At 66.7% G+C, this 18,578-nt stretch carries 13 protein-coding genes; 5 read left to right on the top strand and 8 right to left on the bottom strand.

The annotated features are described in order from the left end of the window. Positions 1–411 precede the first annotated feature (411 nt). Positions 412–2,994, top strand: a complete 2,583-nt coding sequence (locus B4K74_RS12655; protein ID WP_286693242.1) for a TonB-dependent receptor — start codon at positions 412–414, stop codon at positions 2,992–2,994. Between the two features lie 110 nt (positions 2,995–3,104). Here the strand turns inward: B4K74_RS12655 and B4K74_RS12650 are convergent, their stop codons facing one another. From B4K74_RS12650 to B4K74_RS12625, 6 genes are all read right to left on the bottom strand, one after another. Beyond that, on the bottom strand, positions 3,105–3,458 hold the full coding sequence (locus B4K74_RS12650) for a hypothetical protein (protein ID WP_286693241.1): 354 nt from the start codon (positions 3,456–3,458) through the stop codon (positions 3,105–3,107). Positions 3,459–3,476: 18 nt separating this feature from the next. Continuing rightward, positions 3,477–4,769 (bottom strand): homogentisate 1,2-dioxygenase, encoded by a 1,293-nt coding sequence (hmgA, locus tag B4K74_RS12645; protein WP_286693240.1) that lies wholly within the window; start codon positions 4,767–4,769, stop codon positions 3,477–3,479. Between the two features lie 70 nt (positions 4,770–4,839). Continuing rightward, positions 4,840–5,961, bottom strand: coding sequence for an acyl-CoA dehydrogenase family protein (locus B4K74_RS12640; RefSeq protein WP_286693239.1), 1,122 nt, complete (start codon positions 5,959–5,961; stop codon positions 4,840–4,842). Between the two features lie 3 nt (positions 5,962–5,964). Beyond that, complete coding sequence (locus B4K74_RS12635; protein ID WP_286693238.1) at positions 5,965–7,149, bottom strand: acyl-CoA dehydrogenase family protein; 1,185 nt, start codon at positions 7,147–7,149, stop codon at positions 5,965–5,967. Between the two features lie 148 nt (positions 7,150–7,297). Then, positions 7,298–8,101: a SapC family protein gene (locus B4K74_RS12630; RefSeq protein WP_286693237.1), complete on the bottom strand. Its 804-nt coding sequence runs from the start codon at positions 8,099–8,101 to the stop codon at positions 7,298–7,300. Between the two features lie 90 nt (positions 8,102–8,191). After that, positions 8,192–10,267 carry a TonB-dependent receptor gene (locus tag B4K74_RS12625; protein WP_286693236.1) on the bottom strand — a complete coding sequence of 692 codons (2,076 nt, stop codon included), beginning with the start codon at positions 10,265–10,267 and terminating at the stop codon, positions 8,192–8,194. A gap of 113 nt (positions 10,268–10,380) precedes the next feature. On the opposite strand from B4K74_RS12625, the gene B4K74_RS12620 reads away from it, so the two are divergent. The 4 genes from B4K74_RS12620 to B4K74_RS12605 all read left to right on the top strand — a co-directional run bounded on the left by B4K74_RS12620 (position 10,381) and on the right by B4K74_RS12605 (position 14,306). Then, the gene (locus tag B4K74_RS12620) at positions 10,381–10,872 is read left to right on the top strand and encodes a Fur family transcriptional regulator (protein WP_286693235.1); all 492 of its coding nucleotides are present in this window, start codon (positions 10,381–10,383) and stop codon (positions 10,870–10,872) included. 53 nt (positions 10,873–10,925) lie between these two features. Next, the gene (locus B4K74_RS12615; protein WP_286693234.1) at positions 10,926–11,768 is read left to right on the top strand and encodes an alpha/beta fold hydrolase; all 843 of its coding nucleotides are present in this window, start codon (positions 10,926–10,928) and stop codon (positions 11,766–11,768) included. Positions 11,769–11,812: 44 nt separating this feature from the next. Continuing rightward, on the top strand, positions 11,813–13,315 hold the full coding sequence (locus B4K74_RS12610; RefSeq protein WP_286693233.1) for a CoA-acylating methylmalonate-semialdehyde dehydrogenase: 1,503 nt from the start codon (positions 11,813–11,815) through the stop codon (positions 13,313–13,315). 115 nt (positions 13,316–13,430) lie between these two features. Beyond that, on the top strand, positions 13,431–14,306 hold the full coding sequence (locus B4K74_RS12605) for a hypothetical protein (protein ID WP_286693232.1): 876 nt from the start codon (positions 13,431–13,433) through the stop codon (positions 14,304–14,306). A gap of 15 nt (positions 14,307–14,321) precedes the next feature. Here B4K74_RS12605 and B4K74_RS12600 read toward each other — a convergent pair whose 3' ends face one another. Next, entirely contained in the window at positions 14,322–15,512 is a 1,191-nt protein-coding gene (locus B4K74_RS12600; protein WP_286693231.1) for an aminotransferase class V-fold PLP-dependent enzyme, read from the bottom strand. 133 nt (positions 15,513–15,645) lie between these two features. Beyond that, positions 15,646–18,495, bottom strand: a complete 2,850-nt coding sequence (secA, locus tag B4K74_RS12595) for a preprotein translocase subunit SecA (protein ID WP_286693230.1) — start codon at positions 18,493–18,495, stop codon at positions 15,646–15,648. Positions 18,496–18,578 lie beyond the last annotated feature (83 nt).

The raw sequence follows: 18,578 nt of genomic DNA, 5'->3' as shown, positions 1-18,578 counted from the left end.
CGGGGGTCAGGCGGGGCGCGGGCCGTCCTTGTAGAGGCTGCCCGTCCGAATTTCTCCCCCGCTGCAAAAAAATGTCGCACTCGGGACGCATCTGCGCCGCACTCGGGGTGCCCGCCACTGAGGGGCGATCCGGGCCGGGGCGCAGGATTTTGCCCCGCGCCGCACCGGATACTGTCAACGATTGGACGAATATTGACGCAACGTCATCCCTTTCTGTCGCTTTTGCGTCACAGTTCAGTCCACCACAGGCCTGAATTCAGGCCCTGACGGGGCCCGCTGCTTGTGACTGGCCCGTGCTTGGATTACGCCAAGTGCTGGAGGATCCACGCCCCGACAGAAGGGCAGGTCCACGGGATCAGGAAACGGCTCGGCGGCCAAACAGCGCTGTCGGGCATCAAGCCGGGAGCCATCATGCGTCTCACTACCCTTCTTCGTACCACCGCGTCCGCCGCTGTTGTCGGTGCCGTGACCTTCGGCTTTGCCGGAATCGCCTCGGCCCAGGAAACCTCGGTCGACGACATCATCGTAACGGCCCAGAAGCGCGAGCAGAACCTGCAGGACGTGCCGATCGTGGTCACGACCCTCTCGCAGGAAACCCTGCAGGACGCGGGCGTCAGCGACATCAAGGATCTGCAGATCCTGACCCCCGGCATGACGGTCACCTCGACGTCGTCGGAAACCTCGACCACCGCCCGTATCCGCGGCGTCGGCACGGTCGGTGACAACCCCGGCCTCGAGAGCTCGGTCGGCGTCGTGATCGACGGCGTCTATCGCTCGCGGAACTCGGTCGGCTTCGGCGATCTGGGCGAACTGCAGCGGATCGAAGTGCTGAAGGGCCCGCAAGGCACGCTGTTCGGCAAGAACACCTCGGCCGGCGTCATCAACATCATCACCGAGCAGCCCTCGTTCACCCCAGGCTACAATGCCGAAGTGACCGTCGGCAACTACGGCGCCCGCGCGCTCAACGGTTCGGTCACCGGCCCGCTCAGCGAAACCCTGGCCATGCGTCTGTACGCCGGCATCAGCGAGCGCGACGGCCTCTATGACGTCGACACCGGCGACGGCCCGCGCACCCAGACCGACGACGCCAACAAGAACTACTGGACCGTCCGGGGCCAGCTGCTGTGGCTGCCCAGCGACACGGCCTCGTTCCGCTTCATCGCCGACTACACCAAGCGGGATGAATACTGCTGTGTCGGCGTGCAGACCCGCGTCGGCCCGACCTTCCCGTTCGTGGACGGCCTCTCGACCGGCACGGGGCAGGCCCCGCCGGCGACCGGCTTTGGTCCCGTGCCGTTCTCGCGCCTCGCCTATTCCAACCGTGGCACCGGCCAGCGCATCGAGGATCGCGGCGTATCGCTGGAAGCCAATTTCGACATGCCGTCGATGAACGCCACCCTGACGTCGCTGACGTCGTGGCGGAACTGGACCGGCGACCAGGGCCAGGACATCGACTACACTGGCGCCGACATCGCCTATCGCTTCGACAACGGCGAATACGGCTATGGCGTCGAGAACCTGACCCAGGAATTCCGCCTCGCCGGCGCGACCGACCGGCTCGACTGGCTGGTTGGCTTCTTCGCCACCCAGGAAGACATTTCGCGGAACGACGCCTGGAACTATGGCGCCGACTACACGCCCTTCCTGTCCTTCCTGCTCACCGCCCGCCTGAACGGCGCCAACCCCGCCTGGGCTATCAGCCCCGGAAGCATTGGCTGCTTCACTCGTGTCGGCCAGACGGTCCCCGGCCTGAACAACTGCCTGACCACCGGCGGCGCGGCTAACGGCGGCGGCATCGGCTTTACGCTTGGCGCGGGTTATGCAGACACCTACGAGCAGGAATCGACCTCGATCGCCCTGTTCACCAACAACACCTTCCGCGTCACCGACCAGTTCGATATCACCTTGGGCCTGCGCTACACGATGGACGAAAAGTCCGTCGTCGGTCAGCAGATGAACGTCAACGGCAACGGCAACACCTGTAACGCAGCGCTCGCCAACGCCGCGGCCATCGGCGGCTTGCTCGGCGCCAGCGCGCCGGCCATCCTTGGCAACTTCTGCCTGCCCTGGTCGAACTCGGCGTTCAACAACCGGTCGGTGTCGGAATCCTTCGACGACAGCGAGCTGAGCGGCACGATCAAGGCCTCCTACCGCCTGAACGACTCGGTCATGACCTATGTGTCGTACGCCCGCGGCTACAAGAGCTTCGGCTACAACCTGGACCGCGTGCAGTCGGGCATCACCCCGACGGCCAGCCTGCTGTTCCCATCGGAAGTGGTCGACAGCTATGAAGCCGGCGTCAAGATGACCCTGCTGAACCGCTCGCTGCTGCTGAACGCCACCTACTTCGACCAGACGTTCGAGGACTTCCAGCTCAACACCTTCCTCGGCACCGCCTTCGTGGTGGAGTCGATCCCCGAGCTGACCTCGCGCGGCGTCGATGCCGACTTCCTGTGGTTCACCCCGATTGACGGCCTCAGCCTGTCGGGCGGCGTGACCTACACCGAGGCCGAATATGGCAACTTCGTCGCCGCAGACCTGGCCAACCCGGCGAACTTCCCGCAGCTGTCCCTGCTGCCGGGTGCCACGGCCTCGTTCGCTCCGGAATGGTCCGGTTCGGCCTCGCTGAACTTTGACCGCAGCCTCGGCAACGGTCTGCGCGGCGGCTTCGCCCTGTCGGCCAAATATATGAGCGAGTACAACACCGGTTCGGATCTGCTGCCGACCAAGAGCCAGGACGCCTTCACCATGGTGAACGGCCGTATCTCGATCGGCACGGAAGACGAGCGCTGGATGCTGGACATCTGGGCCCAGAACCTGACCGACGAGGAATACATCCAGGTGGCCTATAACGCTCCGCTGCAAGGCTCTGCGTTCCAGTCGACCGTCCAGCCCAACGGGACTTTCTACAACCCCGCCCTGGACACCCAGACGATCGATGCCTTCCTGGGTGCGCCGCGTACCTATGGTCTGACCCTGCGCGTCCGCTATTGATCTGACGGGGCCTCTTCGGAGGCCCCCGACGGTCCCTCGTGGATCCCAATAAGGAACCGGCCGGAGAGCGATCTCCGGCCGGTTTTCTTATGTGCGAAAGTGCGGCGTGATCAGTCGACGCAGATGGCCGCCGTCGCTCGCCCGTTCTCGACCCGGGTATAGCAGCCAAAGCGGTTGGAATCGGCCGTGCACTGGCCCTCGACGGCGCGACCGTCCTCGACGATCACGCTGCCAGGCACGCGGCACTCGCCCTGACACTGGGCGGCATCGGTGCAGGTCTGGCCCGCGTCGGAATACTGGATCACGCATTGCAGGCTCTGCATCCGCCCGACCCGCTGCATCTTGCCGCCCTGCGCTGAACAGTCGGCCTCCGCCCGCTGTTCAGGGGTGACCCCGCCTCCGAAACAGGACGACAGCCCCATTCCCAGCACCAGCGCTCCCATCATCGAAGCCACGCGGATCATGCTCACTCTCCCTTGGTGTCAGACCCGGCCCTTGGCGAAGCCGGACCAGCAGTCATCATAGTCGAGCTGCATCAAAGGCGTGGTTTGAGCCCATTTCGTGACCCTGATGGGGGCGCGGGTCTCGAACATGAAGGCCAGGGTGCCCTCGATCTTGTGGGGCTTCAGCTCGGCCCTGATCGCGGCGTCGTAGGTGGCCTGGTCCGGGCCGTGGCCACTCATCCGGTTGTGCAGCGACGCCCCGCCCGGCGCAAAGCCGTCGGCCTTGGCGTCATAGGCTCCCGTCACCAGCCCCATGAACTCGCTCATCACATTCCGATGGAACCACGGCGGCCGGAAGGTGTCCTCAGCCACCATCCAGCGCGGCGGGAAGATGACAAAGTCGCAGTTGGCCACACCCGCCGTGTCCGACGGACTGGTGAGCACCGTAAAGATCGACGGGTCCGGATGGTCATAGCTGACGGTATTGATCGTGTTGAACCGGGCGGTGTCATAGCGGCAGGGCGCATAGTTGCCGTGCCAGGCCACCACATCCAGCGGGCTATGGCCGAAGGTCGTGGTCCACAGCTCGCCGCCATATTTCTGGATGCACTCAGTCGGCCGGTCGACGTCCTCGAAGGCCGCCACCGGCGCCTCGAAGTCGCGCGGATTGGCCAGACCATTGGCGCCGATCGGGCCCAGATCCGGAATGCGGAAGGCCGCGCCATAGTTCTCGCAGACATAGCCCCGTGACGGACCGTCCACCTCGACCCGGAACCGCACCCCACGCGGGATCAGCACGATGTGACCCGGCTGGGCTTCTAGCACCCCGAACTCGGTCACAAACCGGTGTGCGCCCTGCTGCGGCACGATCAGCAGCTCGCCATCAGCGGAGTAGAAGACCCGGTCGGTCATCGACCGGTTGGCGGCATACAGGTGTATGCCCACACCGGCGTCGGCATCGGCGTCGCCGTTGCCGGCGAATGTGACCAGCCCCTCGACCCAGTCGGTCGGCGCCTCCGGCACCGGCAGGGGGTTCCAGCGCATGCGATTGGGGTTGGGCGGCACCTCGTCGAACGGTCCGGACCGGACCAGTCCCCCATCCATCGGTTGATAGGCCGGATGCTGGGCCGACGGCCGCAGGCGATACAGCCAGCTGCGGCGGTTCTCGGTGCGCGGGGCGGTAAAGGCCGTACCCGACAGCTGCTCGGCATACAGGCCCAGCGGCGTCTTCTGCGGCGAATTCCGACCGACCGGCAGGGCACCGGCCACCGCCTCGGTCGAGAAGTGGTTGCCAAAGCCGGGCATGTAGGCGGGCGCGTTGGATCGCGTCATGGTGCGTGTCTCCCTGTGCAGGAGATTTAGCCCCGCTGGGACGACCCCGCTACCCCGTGCGGCAATCGGATCAGAACCCCTGCGTGCGCGCCACCGCATCCTGGTGGAAACCGGCATCGCCGAGCAGTTCGTTCAGCACCCGCACCCGCTTCATGAACAGGCCGACGTCATACTCATCGGTCATGCCGACGCCGCCGTGCATCTGCACCGACTCCTGCACCGCCAGCTCGGCGACCCGCCCGGCCTTGGCCTTGGCGACAGCTACGGCCAGCGTCGCGGCCGGATCGCCGGCGTCCAGTTTCTCCAGGGCGCCCAGCGTCGCCGCCCGGGCGATCTCGATCTCGCTGAACAGATGGGCCGCGCGGTGCTGCAGGGCCTGGAACTCGCCGATGGCCCGGCCGAACTGTTTGCGGGTCTTCAGATACTCCATCGTGATCAGGAAGGCCTGATCCCCCGCCCCGGTCAGGCTGGCGGCCGCACAGGCCCGGCCCAGATTGAGCGCGCCGTCCAGCAGGGTTTCACCGCCGTCCACCGTGCCGATCACCGCATCCGCATCGACCTGGACATCGCTCAGGGTGATGCGCGCGGCATTGTGGGCGTCGACCATCATCGTCCGCTCGACCTCCATCCCCGCCGTCTTCGGATCGACCAGGAACAGGGTCAGCCCGTTCTCGGTCAGGGCCACGACGATCACGGCATCGGCCACATGGCCGTCCAGCACCATGGCCTTGGATCCGTTCAGCCGGAAGCCATTGCCCGACCGCTCGGCCGTCGTCGTGATCTTTCCCGGCGCATGTTTGGCGCCTTCGTCGACGGCCAGTGAGACGATCGCCTCGCCCGCCGCAATCTTCGGCAGCCAGGCGGCCTGTTGCGCCTCTGACCCGCCCTCGACCAGAACCCGCGCCGACAGCACGGCCGATCCCATGAAGGGCGAAGGGGTCAGGGTGCGGCCCAGACTCTCGGCCACCACCCCAGCCTCGACGGCGCCAAGTCCGGCACCACCATGCGCTTCCGGAATGATCACTCCGGCCAGCCCCATTTCGCCGAAGGCCCGCCACAGGTCGCGCGACACACCGTCGGCATCGCGACTGTCGCGCAGCTTGCGCAGGTGCGCCAGCGGGGCATTTTCATTCAGGAACCCGTCAGCGGCCTCCTTCAGCATGGTCTGTTCTTCGGTCAGGATCAGGGGCATGGCTCAGGCTCCCGGCAGCTGGAGCAGGTGTTTGGCGATGATGTTCAGCTGGATCTCGCTGGTCCCGCCCTCAATGGAATTGGCCTTGGTCCGCAGCCAGTCGCGGGCTGCAGCGCCCTCATGCGACCGCTCGCCCTCCCACTCCAGGGCATCGATACCGCCGGCCGCCATCAGCAATTCGTGGCGGCGCTTGTTCAGCTCCGACCCATAGTATTTCAGCATGGAGGCGATGGCCGGGTGGGCCTGTCCGGCCTTCATCTGGTCGCCGGTCCGCTCCAGCGCGAGGCGGAACGCTGCGGCGTCGACCTCCAGCTCGGCGATACGGGCGCGCAGCGCAGTGTCGTCCAGCCGCCCCTCGTCGTCCGTGCCGATCGATCCGGTCGCGACCTGGCCCAGCGGCCGGCCTCCGCCGATCTCGCCCATGGCGCCGATCATGGTCCGCTCATGCGCCAGCAGATATTTGGCCACATCCCAGCCGCGGTTCAGCGTGCCGACCAGATTGGCCTTCTCGACCCGCACATCGTCGAAGAAGGTCTCGCAGAAGGGTGACTTGCCGGAAATCAGCGTGATCGGCCGGGTCGAGACGCCGGGCGTCTCCATGTCGAACAGCACAAAGGAAATGCCCAGATGCTTGGGCGCCTCGGCATCCGTGCGCACCAGACAGAAGATCCAGTCGGCCTTGTCGGCATAGGAGGTCCAGACCTTCTGGCCATTGACGATCCAGTGGTCGCCCTGATCGACGGCCCGCGTCTGCAGCCCGGCCAGATCCGAACCCGCGCCCGGCTCGGAATAGCCCTGACACCAGCGGATCTCCCCGCGGACGATCTCGGGCAGGAAGCGCTTCTTCTGTTCCTCGGTGCCGAATTTCAGCAGGGCCGGGCCCAGCATCCAGATGCCGAAGCTCAGCAGCGCAGGCTGGGCGTTGATGCGGCGCAGCTCGGAGGCCAGCACCTTGGCTTCCTCGCGCGACAGGCCACCGCCGCCGTATTCGCTCGGCCATTCGGGCGCGGTCCAGCCCTTCGCCCCCATGGCCTCCATCCACGCCTTGTGCGCCGGCGTGGCAAAGACGGCCTTGCGACCGCCCCAGATGGAGGCGTCCTCGCTGTCCGCCGGTCCCCGGACCTCGGGCGGACAATGGGTCTCAAGCCAGGCCCGGACCTCGGCCCGAAAATCTTCCAGATCGCGCATGCGCTCCCCGCTTCGTTTGATTTGGCCGAAAGCTAGCAGGCTTCCGGAGATGACGCTGCGTCAGCCCGGGCAGGATTTTCGTCGCAGGACAGACAAACGCCCGCCCCGCGCGCTGCGGGACGGGCGTCGATCAGAACAGACCTGAAAATCAGGCGTTGGCAGCGGCCGGCTGGGTGGCGGCGCGCTGGAAGGTCAGGGCGATCAGACGATCCCAGCCCAGCAGCGACGTCAGGTGGCTGTAGATCTGGCCCAGGGCACCGTTGTCGCGCAGTTCGACCAGCTTGTCGGCCGGCAGGGCCTTCAGCTTGTCTTCCGACACGGCATAGTATTCGGCGATCTTTTGCGGCTCGCCCGGCTCACCCTGCGGTCCGCGCGGGGTGAAGACGGCCTCGCGCACGTCCAGCAGGTCCAGGTCCTGGATCAGCTTGATGAACGATTCGGTGCGCAGGCGCTCCTGCTCGAAATTGTTGCAGAACTCCATGGCCTGCTGGGTGAACTCGCTGGGCTGGCCGTCCTTGAACAGCGGCTGCTTGCCGCCTTCGACCAGGAAGGGCGCCTGACGATCCACGCACATGATCAGGCGCTTTTGCGCCTCGTCATTGGCGAAAACGAACGGATAGCGGCGCACATAGGCCGGGATGTAGGCGTCCGAGCGGAACACGCCGTCTTCGACAAACAGATTGTCGCCCTGGCGCAGGCCCAGCACCGCGACCGGCTGGCGGTTGTCACCGACAAAGATCACCGGGAACGACAGGGCCGCCGGAGCGAACTCCGTAACCGTCAGCGGCACGATGTTCGACTGGGCGACAAACGCATAGGGCTTGTCCGACGGATTGATCCCCAGATTGCCGTGGGCCTCGGCCGAAAGGGGTTCGGGCTTGCCGTAGAACAGGACGGTGCCGGCGAGTTGGCCGGACATGTCGCCGGTTTGCATGGAGGTCGTGTCGGTCATGAAGGCTCGGGGACTGATGAAGTGAAGGAAGGTCGCGCCTTCTAGCCCATGCCGGGGCGGGCGGCAAACCGGCCCGCCCCGGACGGGAATTCAGAACCGCCAGGCCATGCCCGCGCGCAGGTTGCGGCCCGGCAGCGGCGTCAGATCCTTCAGGAAGGAGGTGTGCTCGCGCACCTCCTCGTCCGTCAGATTCTGCCCCTCGACATAGAGGGTCAGGCCCTGCTCGCGGTCCGGGCTCCAGCCGAGATAGAGATCGGCCGTCGTATAGCCGTCGGTGGGCAGTTCGAAGTCCGTCACGCGGTCCTGATCGCCGACCTTGCGCACGGTCAGGCGTGTGGTCCACGGGCCGAGGTCCAGTTCGGCGCGGGCGTTCAGCGCCCACGGCGGGATTCGGGCGGGCGGGCCGAGGTCCGTGTCACCCCGCACATAGTCATAACCCAGCCCCAGGGTCAGGCTGTCCTCACCCGACTCCCAGGCCCGATAGTCCAGCTTGCTCTCCAGCCCGTGGAATTCGGCGTCCGTCTGGACATAGGCGAAGACCGGCAGGCCATCCTCTTCCGCGCCCGTGGGTCGAAGGTCGATGAAGCCGTCATAGTCGGCGCGGAACAGGTGGACGTCGGCGGTCCAGGGCCCCTGTTCCCAATGCACGGTGGCCTCGATCGAGGTCACCGTTTCGGAGTCCAGATCAGCATCGCCGACCTCGAAGCCGCGCGTGGCGACGTGCGGGCCGTTGGCGAACAGTTCGGATTCGGTCGGCGCCCGGCCGTTGCGCGCCACCGACAGGCCCAGGAACAGCGAGTCGACCGGCTTGAAATAGGCGCCCGCCGACGCTGAGACATTGGAGAAGTCCCGTTGCCCGCCGATCGGACTGTCCAGGTCACGGGTGTCGAACCGCAGACCGCCGTCCAGACCCCAATTGTCGCGGTCGTAGCGGTGCAGGGTGTAGACGCCCAGCTCGGTGATCTCGACCGGCGGCACATAGGCCTCGTCGCCGGCTGCATCAAAGTCGCGGCTCAGCCCCTGCAGGCCATAGGCCGAGTTCCAGCCTCCCCGACGCGGCATGACGACTTCCAGCCGCCCCTCGAGGCCCTCGGAGGAGAATACGGTACCGATTTCGTCTCCCTCGAACTCGGTGTGAGTATAGTCGGCATAGCCGACCGACAGTCGCACGCGGTCGACCGGGGCATCCGCAAACCGCCATTCGCCGCGCAGGTCATAGCGGGTCTGTTCCAGCCCGATGGTGACCTCTTCCTCCTCGTCCGGAGGGGGCGCGCCGCCACCATGATCCTCGTGTGCATGGCCGGGCACGCCGTAGTCGCTCTCGGTGCGCTTGACGGACACCCCGAGAAAGCCCTGATCACCGATGTAGCTCAGGCCCGTGCCGAAGGCGCGCACGTGCGAGGCACTGTTCTCGACCGTGGTGCTGCCGGTGTCTTCATAGACCTCGCCCTCGTCCTCGACCTGACGACGCGACTCGGCGGGCACCGGAATGTCATAGTCGCTGCTGCGGTGATCCATGCCGTCGAACGTCACGACCCAGGGGCCCTGCCCGATGGTCACGCCGGCCCCGATGGAGCGGCCGTCGTCGACGCTGGAGGCCTGGGCCGTCACGCGCCCGTCGAAGCCATCCAGAGGCGCCTCCTCCGGAATGCGGCCGTCGATCACATTGACCACACCCCCGATGGCTGACCCGCCGAAGGCCAGGGTCTGGGGTCCCCGGAGGACCTCGATCCGCACGGCTTCGCCGGGATCGGCGGCGACCTGGTGGTCCGGCGACAGCGAACTGGCATCGATCAGGCCCATGCCATTGGTCAGCACCTGCACCCGCGGTCCGGCGAGACCCCGGATTACGGGCCGGCTGGCGCCCGGGGAGAAGGCTGTCGATCGGACTCCCGGCAGGCCGCTCAGCACGTCGCCCAGCGTGCCCGAGGGCGCCGTGACCAACGCCTCCTCGTCCAGCACATCGACGGCGATCAGGCTGGCCTCGGCGCTGATCCCGAACGGGGCGCCCGTAACGATGATGTCGTCCAGCCGGGTTGCGCGCTCCGGGGTCTCCGGGTCCGGACCAGCCGACTGGGCGAGGACCGGGGTCGCCACTGGCAGGATGAGGGCGGTCAGCAGGGCCGCGCGGGCGGCGCCCGCCAGGCGGGACGAACGGATGGACATGGATACCTCGGGGAAGACGTCAGATACTCGGACGCCAAAGTGTTATGAGATAACATCACAAACAGTCAAGCCCGGTTGCGACCGGGCCCTCGCATCGCTAGCTGTGGGAGACCATGGGACACGCCTGCGACCACGATCACGACACGGCCCCACCCGACGCGGCCTCGGTGCAGCAGCGGATCGCCGTGGCCGATGCCCGCTGTCAGGCCGACGGCGAGCGCCTGACCGCCCCCAGGCGGCGCGTACTGGAACTGCTGGTCGAATCCGGCGAGCCGATGAAGGCCTATGATCTGATCGCCCGTTTCGGCGAGGACGGGCAGGCCGCCAAGCCGCCCACTGTCTATCGGGCGCTGGAGTTCTTGGAGCGGCGGGGCCTCGCCCACCGTATCGCCTCCATCAGTGCCTATGTCGCCTGTGCCGAGCCCGAGGCGGATGGCGACCCAGTGCACGCCGCCGCCTTCCTCATCTGCGACTGTTGCGGGGCCACCCAGGAGGTGACCGGCGAACAGGCGGTCAGTCTTAACCGCGCCGCCGCCGCGGCCGGCTATGTCATCGACCACACCACCATTGAGGCCCACGGCCGCTGCCCGGCCTGCCGCGCGTGACGCCGGCGGCACGCCGCCTCTCCCTGCCCGTCGGGACGGAGGGGACCCTGTCCGTGCTGGAGCTGGGACGGGCCGAGGGACCGGTCGATCTGATCTTCCTGCACGCCAACGGCTTCAACGCCTCGACCTACCGCCCCCTGCTGGCGCCCCTGGCCGGGGGCCGAAGGATATGGCTGGTCGACCAGCGCGGACACGGTCTGACCGACCTGCCCGCCGATCCGGCCGGACGACGGGGCTGGCAGGATTTGCGCGGTGACCTGATCGCCCTGCTCGACCAGGCCGAGGGACGTCCGGTTCTGGCCGGCCACTCCATGGGCGGTACCGTCAGCCTGCTGGCCGCCGCCCACCGGACTGATCGGGTCCGCAGCCTGCTGCTGCTTGATCCCGTCATCTGGCTGCCGCTGACCACGCTTGCTTTCAATCTGCCCGGCGTGGGCCGCATGGCAGAACGCATCCCACTGGTCCGCAACGCCCTGAAACGGCGCGCCGATTTTCCGGATCGCGAGACGGCGCGAAAGGCCTATCGGGGGCGGGGCGCCTTTGCCGGATGGCCGGACGCGGTGCTCGACGGCTGGCTGGAAACCGGCCTCAAGCCCTCCGGCGAGGGGCTGACCCTGTCCTGTCGTCCGGAGTGGGAGGCCTCCAACTATGCCGCCCAGGGGCACAATCCCTGGGGGGCGCTGACCCGGTTCCGGGGACCGGTGCACATCCTCAGGGCCCAGACCCGCTCGACCTGTCACGTGCCGGACCGGCCGCCCGGTCTGTCCCATGTCCGCAGTGAGCGCGTGGCCGGCGCCACCCATTTCCTGCCCATGCTGAACCCCGATGTCGTGCGGGCCGCCCTGTTGAACCAGCTTGATGCGGACGGGGTGGCCTCACCCGGTTCCGCACGGTAAACCGCCCGCAATCACAAGAACGCCCGCCCCAGGAGAGAGACGCCATGCGCGACATCCACCACTTCATCAACGGCCAGAGCGTCACCGGAACCTCCGGTCGGTTCGGCGACGTCTTCAATCCCAACACCGGCGAGGTTCAGGCCCGGGTGCAGCTGGCCACCGAATCGGAAATGGACCGCGCCGTTCAGGCCGCCCAGGCCGCCTTCGAGGGCTGGTCCAGCGTCAATCCGCAGCGCCGCGCCCGGGTGATGTTCGAGTTCAAGCGCCTGGTCGAGGCCAATATGGACTCGCTGGCCGAAATGCTCAGCGCCGAGCACGGCAAGGTCATCGCCGACTCCAAGGGCGACGTTCAGCGCGGCCTCGAGGTCATCGAATTCGCCTGCGGCATCCCCCATGCGGTCAAGGGCGAATACACCTGGGGCGCCGGCCCCGGCATCGACGTCTATTCCATGCGCCAGCCGCTGGGCGTGGTCGCGGGCATCACCCCGTTCAACTTCCCGGCCATGATCCCGATGTGGATGTTCGGCGTCGCCATCGCGGTCGGCAACACCTTCATCCTCAAGCCGTCGGAGCGCGATCCGTCCGTGCCGGTCCGTCTGGCCGAACTGATGATGGAAGCCGGCGCCCCGGCCGGGGTGCTGAACGTGGTGCACGGCGACAAGACCGCCGTCGACGCTATCCTGACCCACCCCCAGGTCCACGCTATCAGCTTCGTCGGCTCCTCCGACATCGCCAACTATGTCTATGAAACCGGCGCCCGCCATGGCAAGCGCGTCCAGGCCATGGGCGGCGCCAAGAACCACGGCATTGTCCTGCCGGACGCCGACATGGACCAGGTGGTCAAGGACCTGTCCGGCGCGGCCTTCGGCTCGGCCGGCGAGCGCTGCATGGCCCTGCCGGTCGTCGTGCCGGTCGGCGACAAGACCGCCGACATCCTGCGCGAGCGGATGGTCGCCGAGATCGAAAGCCTGCGCGTCGGCATCTCGACCGACGCCGGTGCCCACTACGGCCCCGTCGTCACCGGCGCCCACAAGGCCCGCGTCGAGGGCTGGATCGATCAGGGCGTCAAGGATGGCGCCGAACTGGTCGTCGACGGTCGCGGCTTCTCCCTGCAGGGGCACGAGGATGGCTATTTCGTCGGCCCGTCGCTGTTCGACCACGTCAAGCCGGAGATGGAGTCCTACAAGGAAGAAATCTTTGGCCCGGTGCTGCAGATCGTCCGGGCCGCCAATTTCGAGGAGGCTCTCGCCCTGCCGTCGAAGCACCAGTACGGCAACGGCGTCGCCATCTTCACCCAGAACGGCCGCGCCGCCCGCGACTTTGCCGCACGGGTCAATGTCGGCATGGTCGGCATCAACGTCCCCATTCCGGTGCCGGTCGCCTATCACACCTTCGGCGGCTGGAAGCGCTCGGCCTTCGGCGACACCAACCAGCACGGCATGGAAGGCGTGAAGTTCTGGACCAAGGTCAAGACCGTCACCGCCCGCTGGCCCGACTCGGACCTCGAACATGCCGACAGCTCCTTCGTCATCCCGACGATGGGGTGACGGACGGGGCGTGGACTCGGTGCCTCACGCCGGGCGAAACCGCTTGACCGTCTTCGAAATGCCGACAGAACGGTGCTAGGGTACTCGCCTTAACGTCCACGGAGCGCTCCCCCGCATGCGTCGTTTCTTCGTCTGGTCCGCCCTGGCCGCCCTTGTGGGCCTGTTGATCGCCGGTGGCGGCTACTGGGCCTACTGGACCTATTACGCCCGTTTCCAGCCGGTCACCGTCTCGCGCGACCAGGAGTCGATCCAGACCCTGCTGGACGAGGCCGGCTGGATATCGGCCGGGGGCGGCGGCTCGCCCGTCTATATCGTCGGCTATCGCGACAGTGCCGCCATGCAGCGCTACGAGCGCGAGGAAGTGCCCAAGCTCAAGGCCGCCGGGGCCGAAGTGCGCATCATCCTGTTCGCCCGCCCCGACCGCGAGGGCATGCAGCAGTCGACCGCAGCCGAGCGCGCCACGGTCGCCGAGCTGTGGCTGACGCGCGACTGGTCTCTCTATGAGCGCTGGACGGCCACCCCGACCGCCAGCTGGACCGCCGCCGGTATCCCCGCCGCCGACGACAATCTGGCTCGCAGCGCTGTGGTCGACGCCGGGCAGAAATTCGTCACCGACCTGACCGGCTATCTGCGGAACTCGGGCCTGCAGCCGCGCTATCCGTTGATCCTGTGGCGCGACCAGCAGGGCTTCCTCAAGGCCTGTGCCTGTACCGATCCGCGCTCCTGGGTGTTCATCCGCGACGATCTGGGCGCGCCGGACCGTATCGATGCCGACGTCCCCGTCGAACTGGGTCTCGATCCCGAGGCGCAGCCTGAAGGCATGCCGCCGCTCGACTATCCCGACCTGCCGGCGATCCCCGAGGGCGAGACCACACCAGAGGCGGGCAACGACGCCCCGCCTCCGTCCGCCAATCCGCCAGCGCCCAAACGGCCCACGACGCCGCCGCCGGCCCCCAAGGCCCAGCGTCAGGACGACACCACCTTCTACTAGGGTCAGGCGGCCAAATTAGCGGGCCAGAACCCGGGCACAGCCGGCGATCAGCTGCTCGACGTCGTCCTCGTCCTGGTACAGGCCAAAGCCGAAGCGGATGATGTCGTCGCGCACGTCCGTGACGATATCGGCTTCCAGCAGGCGCGCGCGCCAGGCCTGGGCCTCGGGGTGGCGGATCGCCAGGAACCGCGCCCGCGTCGGCAGGTCGTTGCCGGGCGCCCCCGCGATGGGATTGACCAGTTCGGCCGAGCCCAGCAGGCCGCAACGTCCCTCGCCGATGGCGGTCTGGAACTGGGCCAGCCGGGCCAGCGCATGCCGGGTCATGACCGGCGTGGTCAGTCCCTCGGCCGCCAGCATCCGGCGCACTGCATTGAAGCGGTAGAGCGGCGTCGGATCGAAGGTCGCGCCCCAGAACCGCCCGGCATCGCCGCGATAGCGCACGCCCTCGGGCGGGCCCATCAGATTGCCGAACTCGGCGAACCAGCCGGTGATCTCCGGCCGCTCGCAATAGCCCGGCGGCGCGTGCAGGATCCCTGCCCCCTCGCCCGCCATGACGTATTTATAGCCGCCGGTGACATAGAACAGCCGGTCCGCGACCGCCGACAGATCGGTGGGGGTGGCCATGAAGCCGTGATAGCCGTCGACAATGCCCCACGGGCCTTCCGGACGGCACAGGTCGGCCAGCGCCTCCAGCCCGTCGAACACCTGGCCGGTGCGGAAGAAGACCTGGCTGATGACGAACAGATCAAAGTCGTCCGACCGGGCCGCCTCCAGATAGCGCTCGCCCAGCGTTTCGACCGGATCGGGCGAGACCCGGGTCACCACCGCCTGGCCGGACTCCTCCCAGCGCTCGGCCTGCCGCCGGAACGCATGAAACTCGCCCCCGGTTGTCAGGATGCGGACGGGCCGCCCCTGCATGCCCGAGACGATCCGGATCAGGAAGTCGTGGGTGTTGAGGGCGAAAACCACCGTCTCGGGGTCGGGCAGCGACAGCTCGCTGGCCACATGGCCCTGCGACTCGGGCACGACCTCGCCGAACACCCGGTCCCACTTCTTGTCGGCCAGCCGCACGCCGTCATTCCAGGCCTCGACCTGACCGTCGAAACTGGCATCCGGCCACAGGTGATGGCTGTGCGCCGCGAAATGCAGCCGCCCCGGCGCCGCTGCCAGCGCCCGCGTGAACAGATCCTTGCGCGCCGTCGTCATGCCGTTCCTCCTGAGCCGTCATCCTCGGACTTGATCCGAGGATCGGTGTCGCCCTCGACGCCATCCGTCTACCCGGCCTCGCGCTCAAGCAGCGAGCGACCGCGTCGCGAGCGTTAGCGCGGCGCAATGCGCCCTAGATCAAACTTCCGTGGCAGTGCTTGAACTTGCGGCCCGAGCCGCAGGGGCACAGCGAGTTGCGGCCCGTGCGTTGCCAGCCTTCCGGCAGCATCTCGACCGGCATGCGCGACCGGTCGTCCCCGTCCAGACGGCCTTCCGGCAGCTGGGCATTGGGGTTGGCCATCTCGTTCTCGCCGGTGCCGGGATTGAGGTGGATTTCCTCGAACTCGGGCATCTGGGGCGGCGGCTCGAAGCGGAACTCGACCGTCATCAGCCAGCGGGTCACATTGTGCCGCAGGTCGTACAGCAGGCTTTCGAACAGGGCGAAGGCCTCAGTCTTGTACTCGTTCAGAGGGTCGCGCTGGCCATAGCCGCGCAGGCCGATGACGCCGCGCAGATGGTCCAGATGCACCAGATGCTCGCGCCACTGCATGTCGATCATCTGCATCAGGAACTGCTTCTCCAGTCCCCGCATACGGTCGTCGCCGATCAGCTTCAGCCGCTCCTCGGCGCGCGCATCCGACGCGGCCAGCAGACGCTCCTCGAACTCCTCGTTCGACACGCCTTCCTCGGCGGCCCAGTCCTTGAGCGGCAGCTCCAGACCCAGGGTCGAGCGGACCTTTTCGTCCAGCCCGTCGATGTCCCACTGCTCGGCATAGGCCTTGGGCGGCATATAGCGTTCGACCAGATCGTTGATCACATCGTGCCGGAACTCACCGACCAGCTCCGACATGTCGGTTGCGTCCATGAATTCCTGACGCTGTTCGAACACCGCCTTGCGCTGGTCGTTGACGACGTCGTCGTACTTCAGAAGGTTCTTGCGGATGTCGTAGTTGCGCTGCTCGACCTTCTTCTGGGCCTGTTCGATGGCCTTGTTCAGCCACGGGTGGGTGATGGCCTCGCCTTCGGCCACGCCGAAGGTCTTCATGATCGAATCCAGCCGGTCTCCGGCAAAGATCCGCAGCAGGTCGTCTTCGCACGACAGGTAGAATTTCGACGTGCCCGGGTCGCCCTGACGACCGGTCCGGCCGCGCAGCTGGTTGTCGATCCGGCGGCTTTCGTGGCGTTCCGTGCCCAGCACGAACAGACCCCCGGCCTCCAGCGCGATGGCGCGCTGCTCGGCAATCTCGGTCTTGAACTGCGCCTCCTGGGCGGCCTCGCTCTCGGGCGTGACCTCGACGCCCATATTGCGCTGGTCCTGACGCCAGCGCTGCAGGCGCATCTCCAGGTTACCGCCCAGCTGGATGTCGGTCCCGCGGCCGGCCATGTTAGTGGCGATGGTCACTGCGCCCGGCAGGCCCGCCTCGGCGACGATAAAGGCTTCCTGCTCGTGCTGACGCGCGTTCAGCACGCTGTGAGGAATGCCTTTCAGCCGGGTCTCATAGCGGATGTCATAGGCCGCATCGCCGGCCTTCTGGGCCTCCTTCTCGCGGCCCTTGAACTCGGACTTCAGGGTGCGATCCACCTCGACCTTGTACTCATAGGTCTGCAGCAGCTTCGACAGGGTCTCTGACTTCTCGATCGACACCGTGCCCACCAGAATGGGCTGCCCCGCCAGATGGCGTTCGGCGATCAGTTTGGCGATGGCCTCATTCTTCTCGCGCGAGGTGCGATAGACCTCGTCGTCATAGTCGATGCGCTTGATCGGCCGGTTGGTCGGGATCTCCATGACATCCATCTTGTAGATGTCGAGGAATTCCTGGGCCTCGGTCGCAGCCGTGCCGGTCATGCCGGACAGCTTGGAATACAGGCGGAAATAGTTCTGGATGGTCACCGAGGCCAGGGTCTGGTTCTCGGGCTGGATCTTGACGCCTTCCTTGGCTTCCAGCGCCTGGTGCAGGCCCTCGGACAGGCGGCGGCCCTGCATCATCCGGCCGGTGAACTCGTCGATCAGCATCACCTCGTCAGACCGGATGATGTAGTCCTTGTCGCGCAGGTACAGCGTATTGGCGCGCAGGGCCTGGTTGGCGTGGTGCACCAGGCTGATGTTGGCGGCGTCATACAGGCCGGTCGTGTCCTCGGCAAACAGGCCGCGCTCTTCCAGAATGGCCTCGATGGCCTCCGAGCCCTCTTCGGTCAGCAGCACCTGGCGCTGCTTCTCGTCGACCTCGAAATTGGCGGGGTCCTGGATCAGCTCCTTGATGATGCCGTCCAGCGTCACATACAGGTCGGACCGGTCCTCGGTCGGGCCCGAGATGATCAGCGGCGTGCGCGCCTCATCGATCAGGATGGAGTCGACCTCATCGACGATGACGAAGTGGTGGCCGCGCTGGACCATCTCGCGCCGGTCGTAGACCAGGTTGTCGCGCAGATAGTCGAAGCCGAACTCATTGTTGGTGCCATAGGTGATGTCGGCGGCATAGGCGGCCTGGCGCTGTCCGCCAGACAGGCCGTTGACGATCACACCCACTTCCATGCCGAGGAAGCGATAGACCCGGCCCATCCATTCGGCGTCACGCTTGGCCAGATAGTCGTTGACGGTGATGACGTGCACGCCCTTACCCGCCAGCGCATTCAGATACACCGGCGCCACGGCCACCAGCGTCTTGCCCTCGCCGGTGCGCATCTCGGCGATCCCGCCTTCGTGCAGGATCATGCCACCGGTCAGCTGGACATCATACTGGCGTTGGCCCAGCACCCGCTTGGATGCTTCGCGCACGACGGCAAAGGCTTCATTGAGCAGCTTGTCCAGCGACTCGCCCTTGGCCAGCCGGTCCCGGAAGGCGTCGGTCATCATCCGAAGCTCGCCATCGGACAGGGCGGCGAACTTGTCCTCCAGGGCGTTGATCTTCTGGACCTGGGCCATGAAGCCCTTGACCTTGCGGTCGTTCGAGGAACCGATAAATTTCTTGGCAAAGCCGAGCATGGAGGATCCGGAAAACTACGGTGAGCGGACAGGCTCAGTCTGTGGGGCCCTGTCTATGGGGGCTTGGGCGAGCAGCGATACAC

This window comes from Brevundimonas sp. UBA2503, from assembly GCF_002341485.1.
Lineage (GTDB): Bacteria > Pseudomonadota > Alphaproteobacteria > Caulobacterales > Caulobacteraceae > Brevundimonas > Brevundimonas halotolerans.
The sequence above is the reverse complement of the archived record's forward strand: the minus strand, read 5'-3'. Positions and strand labels throughout refer to the sequence as shown.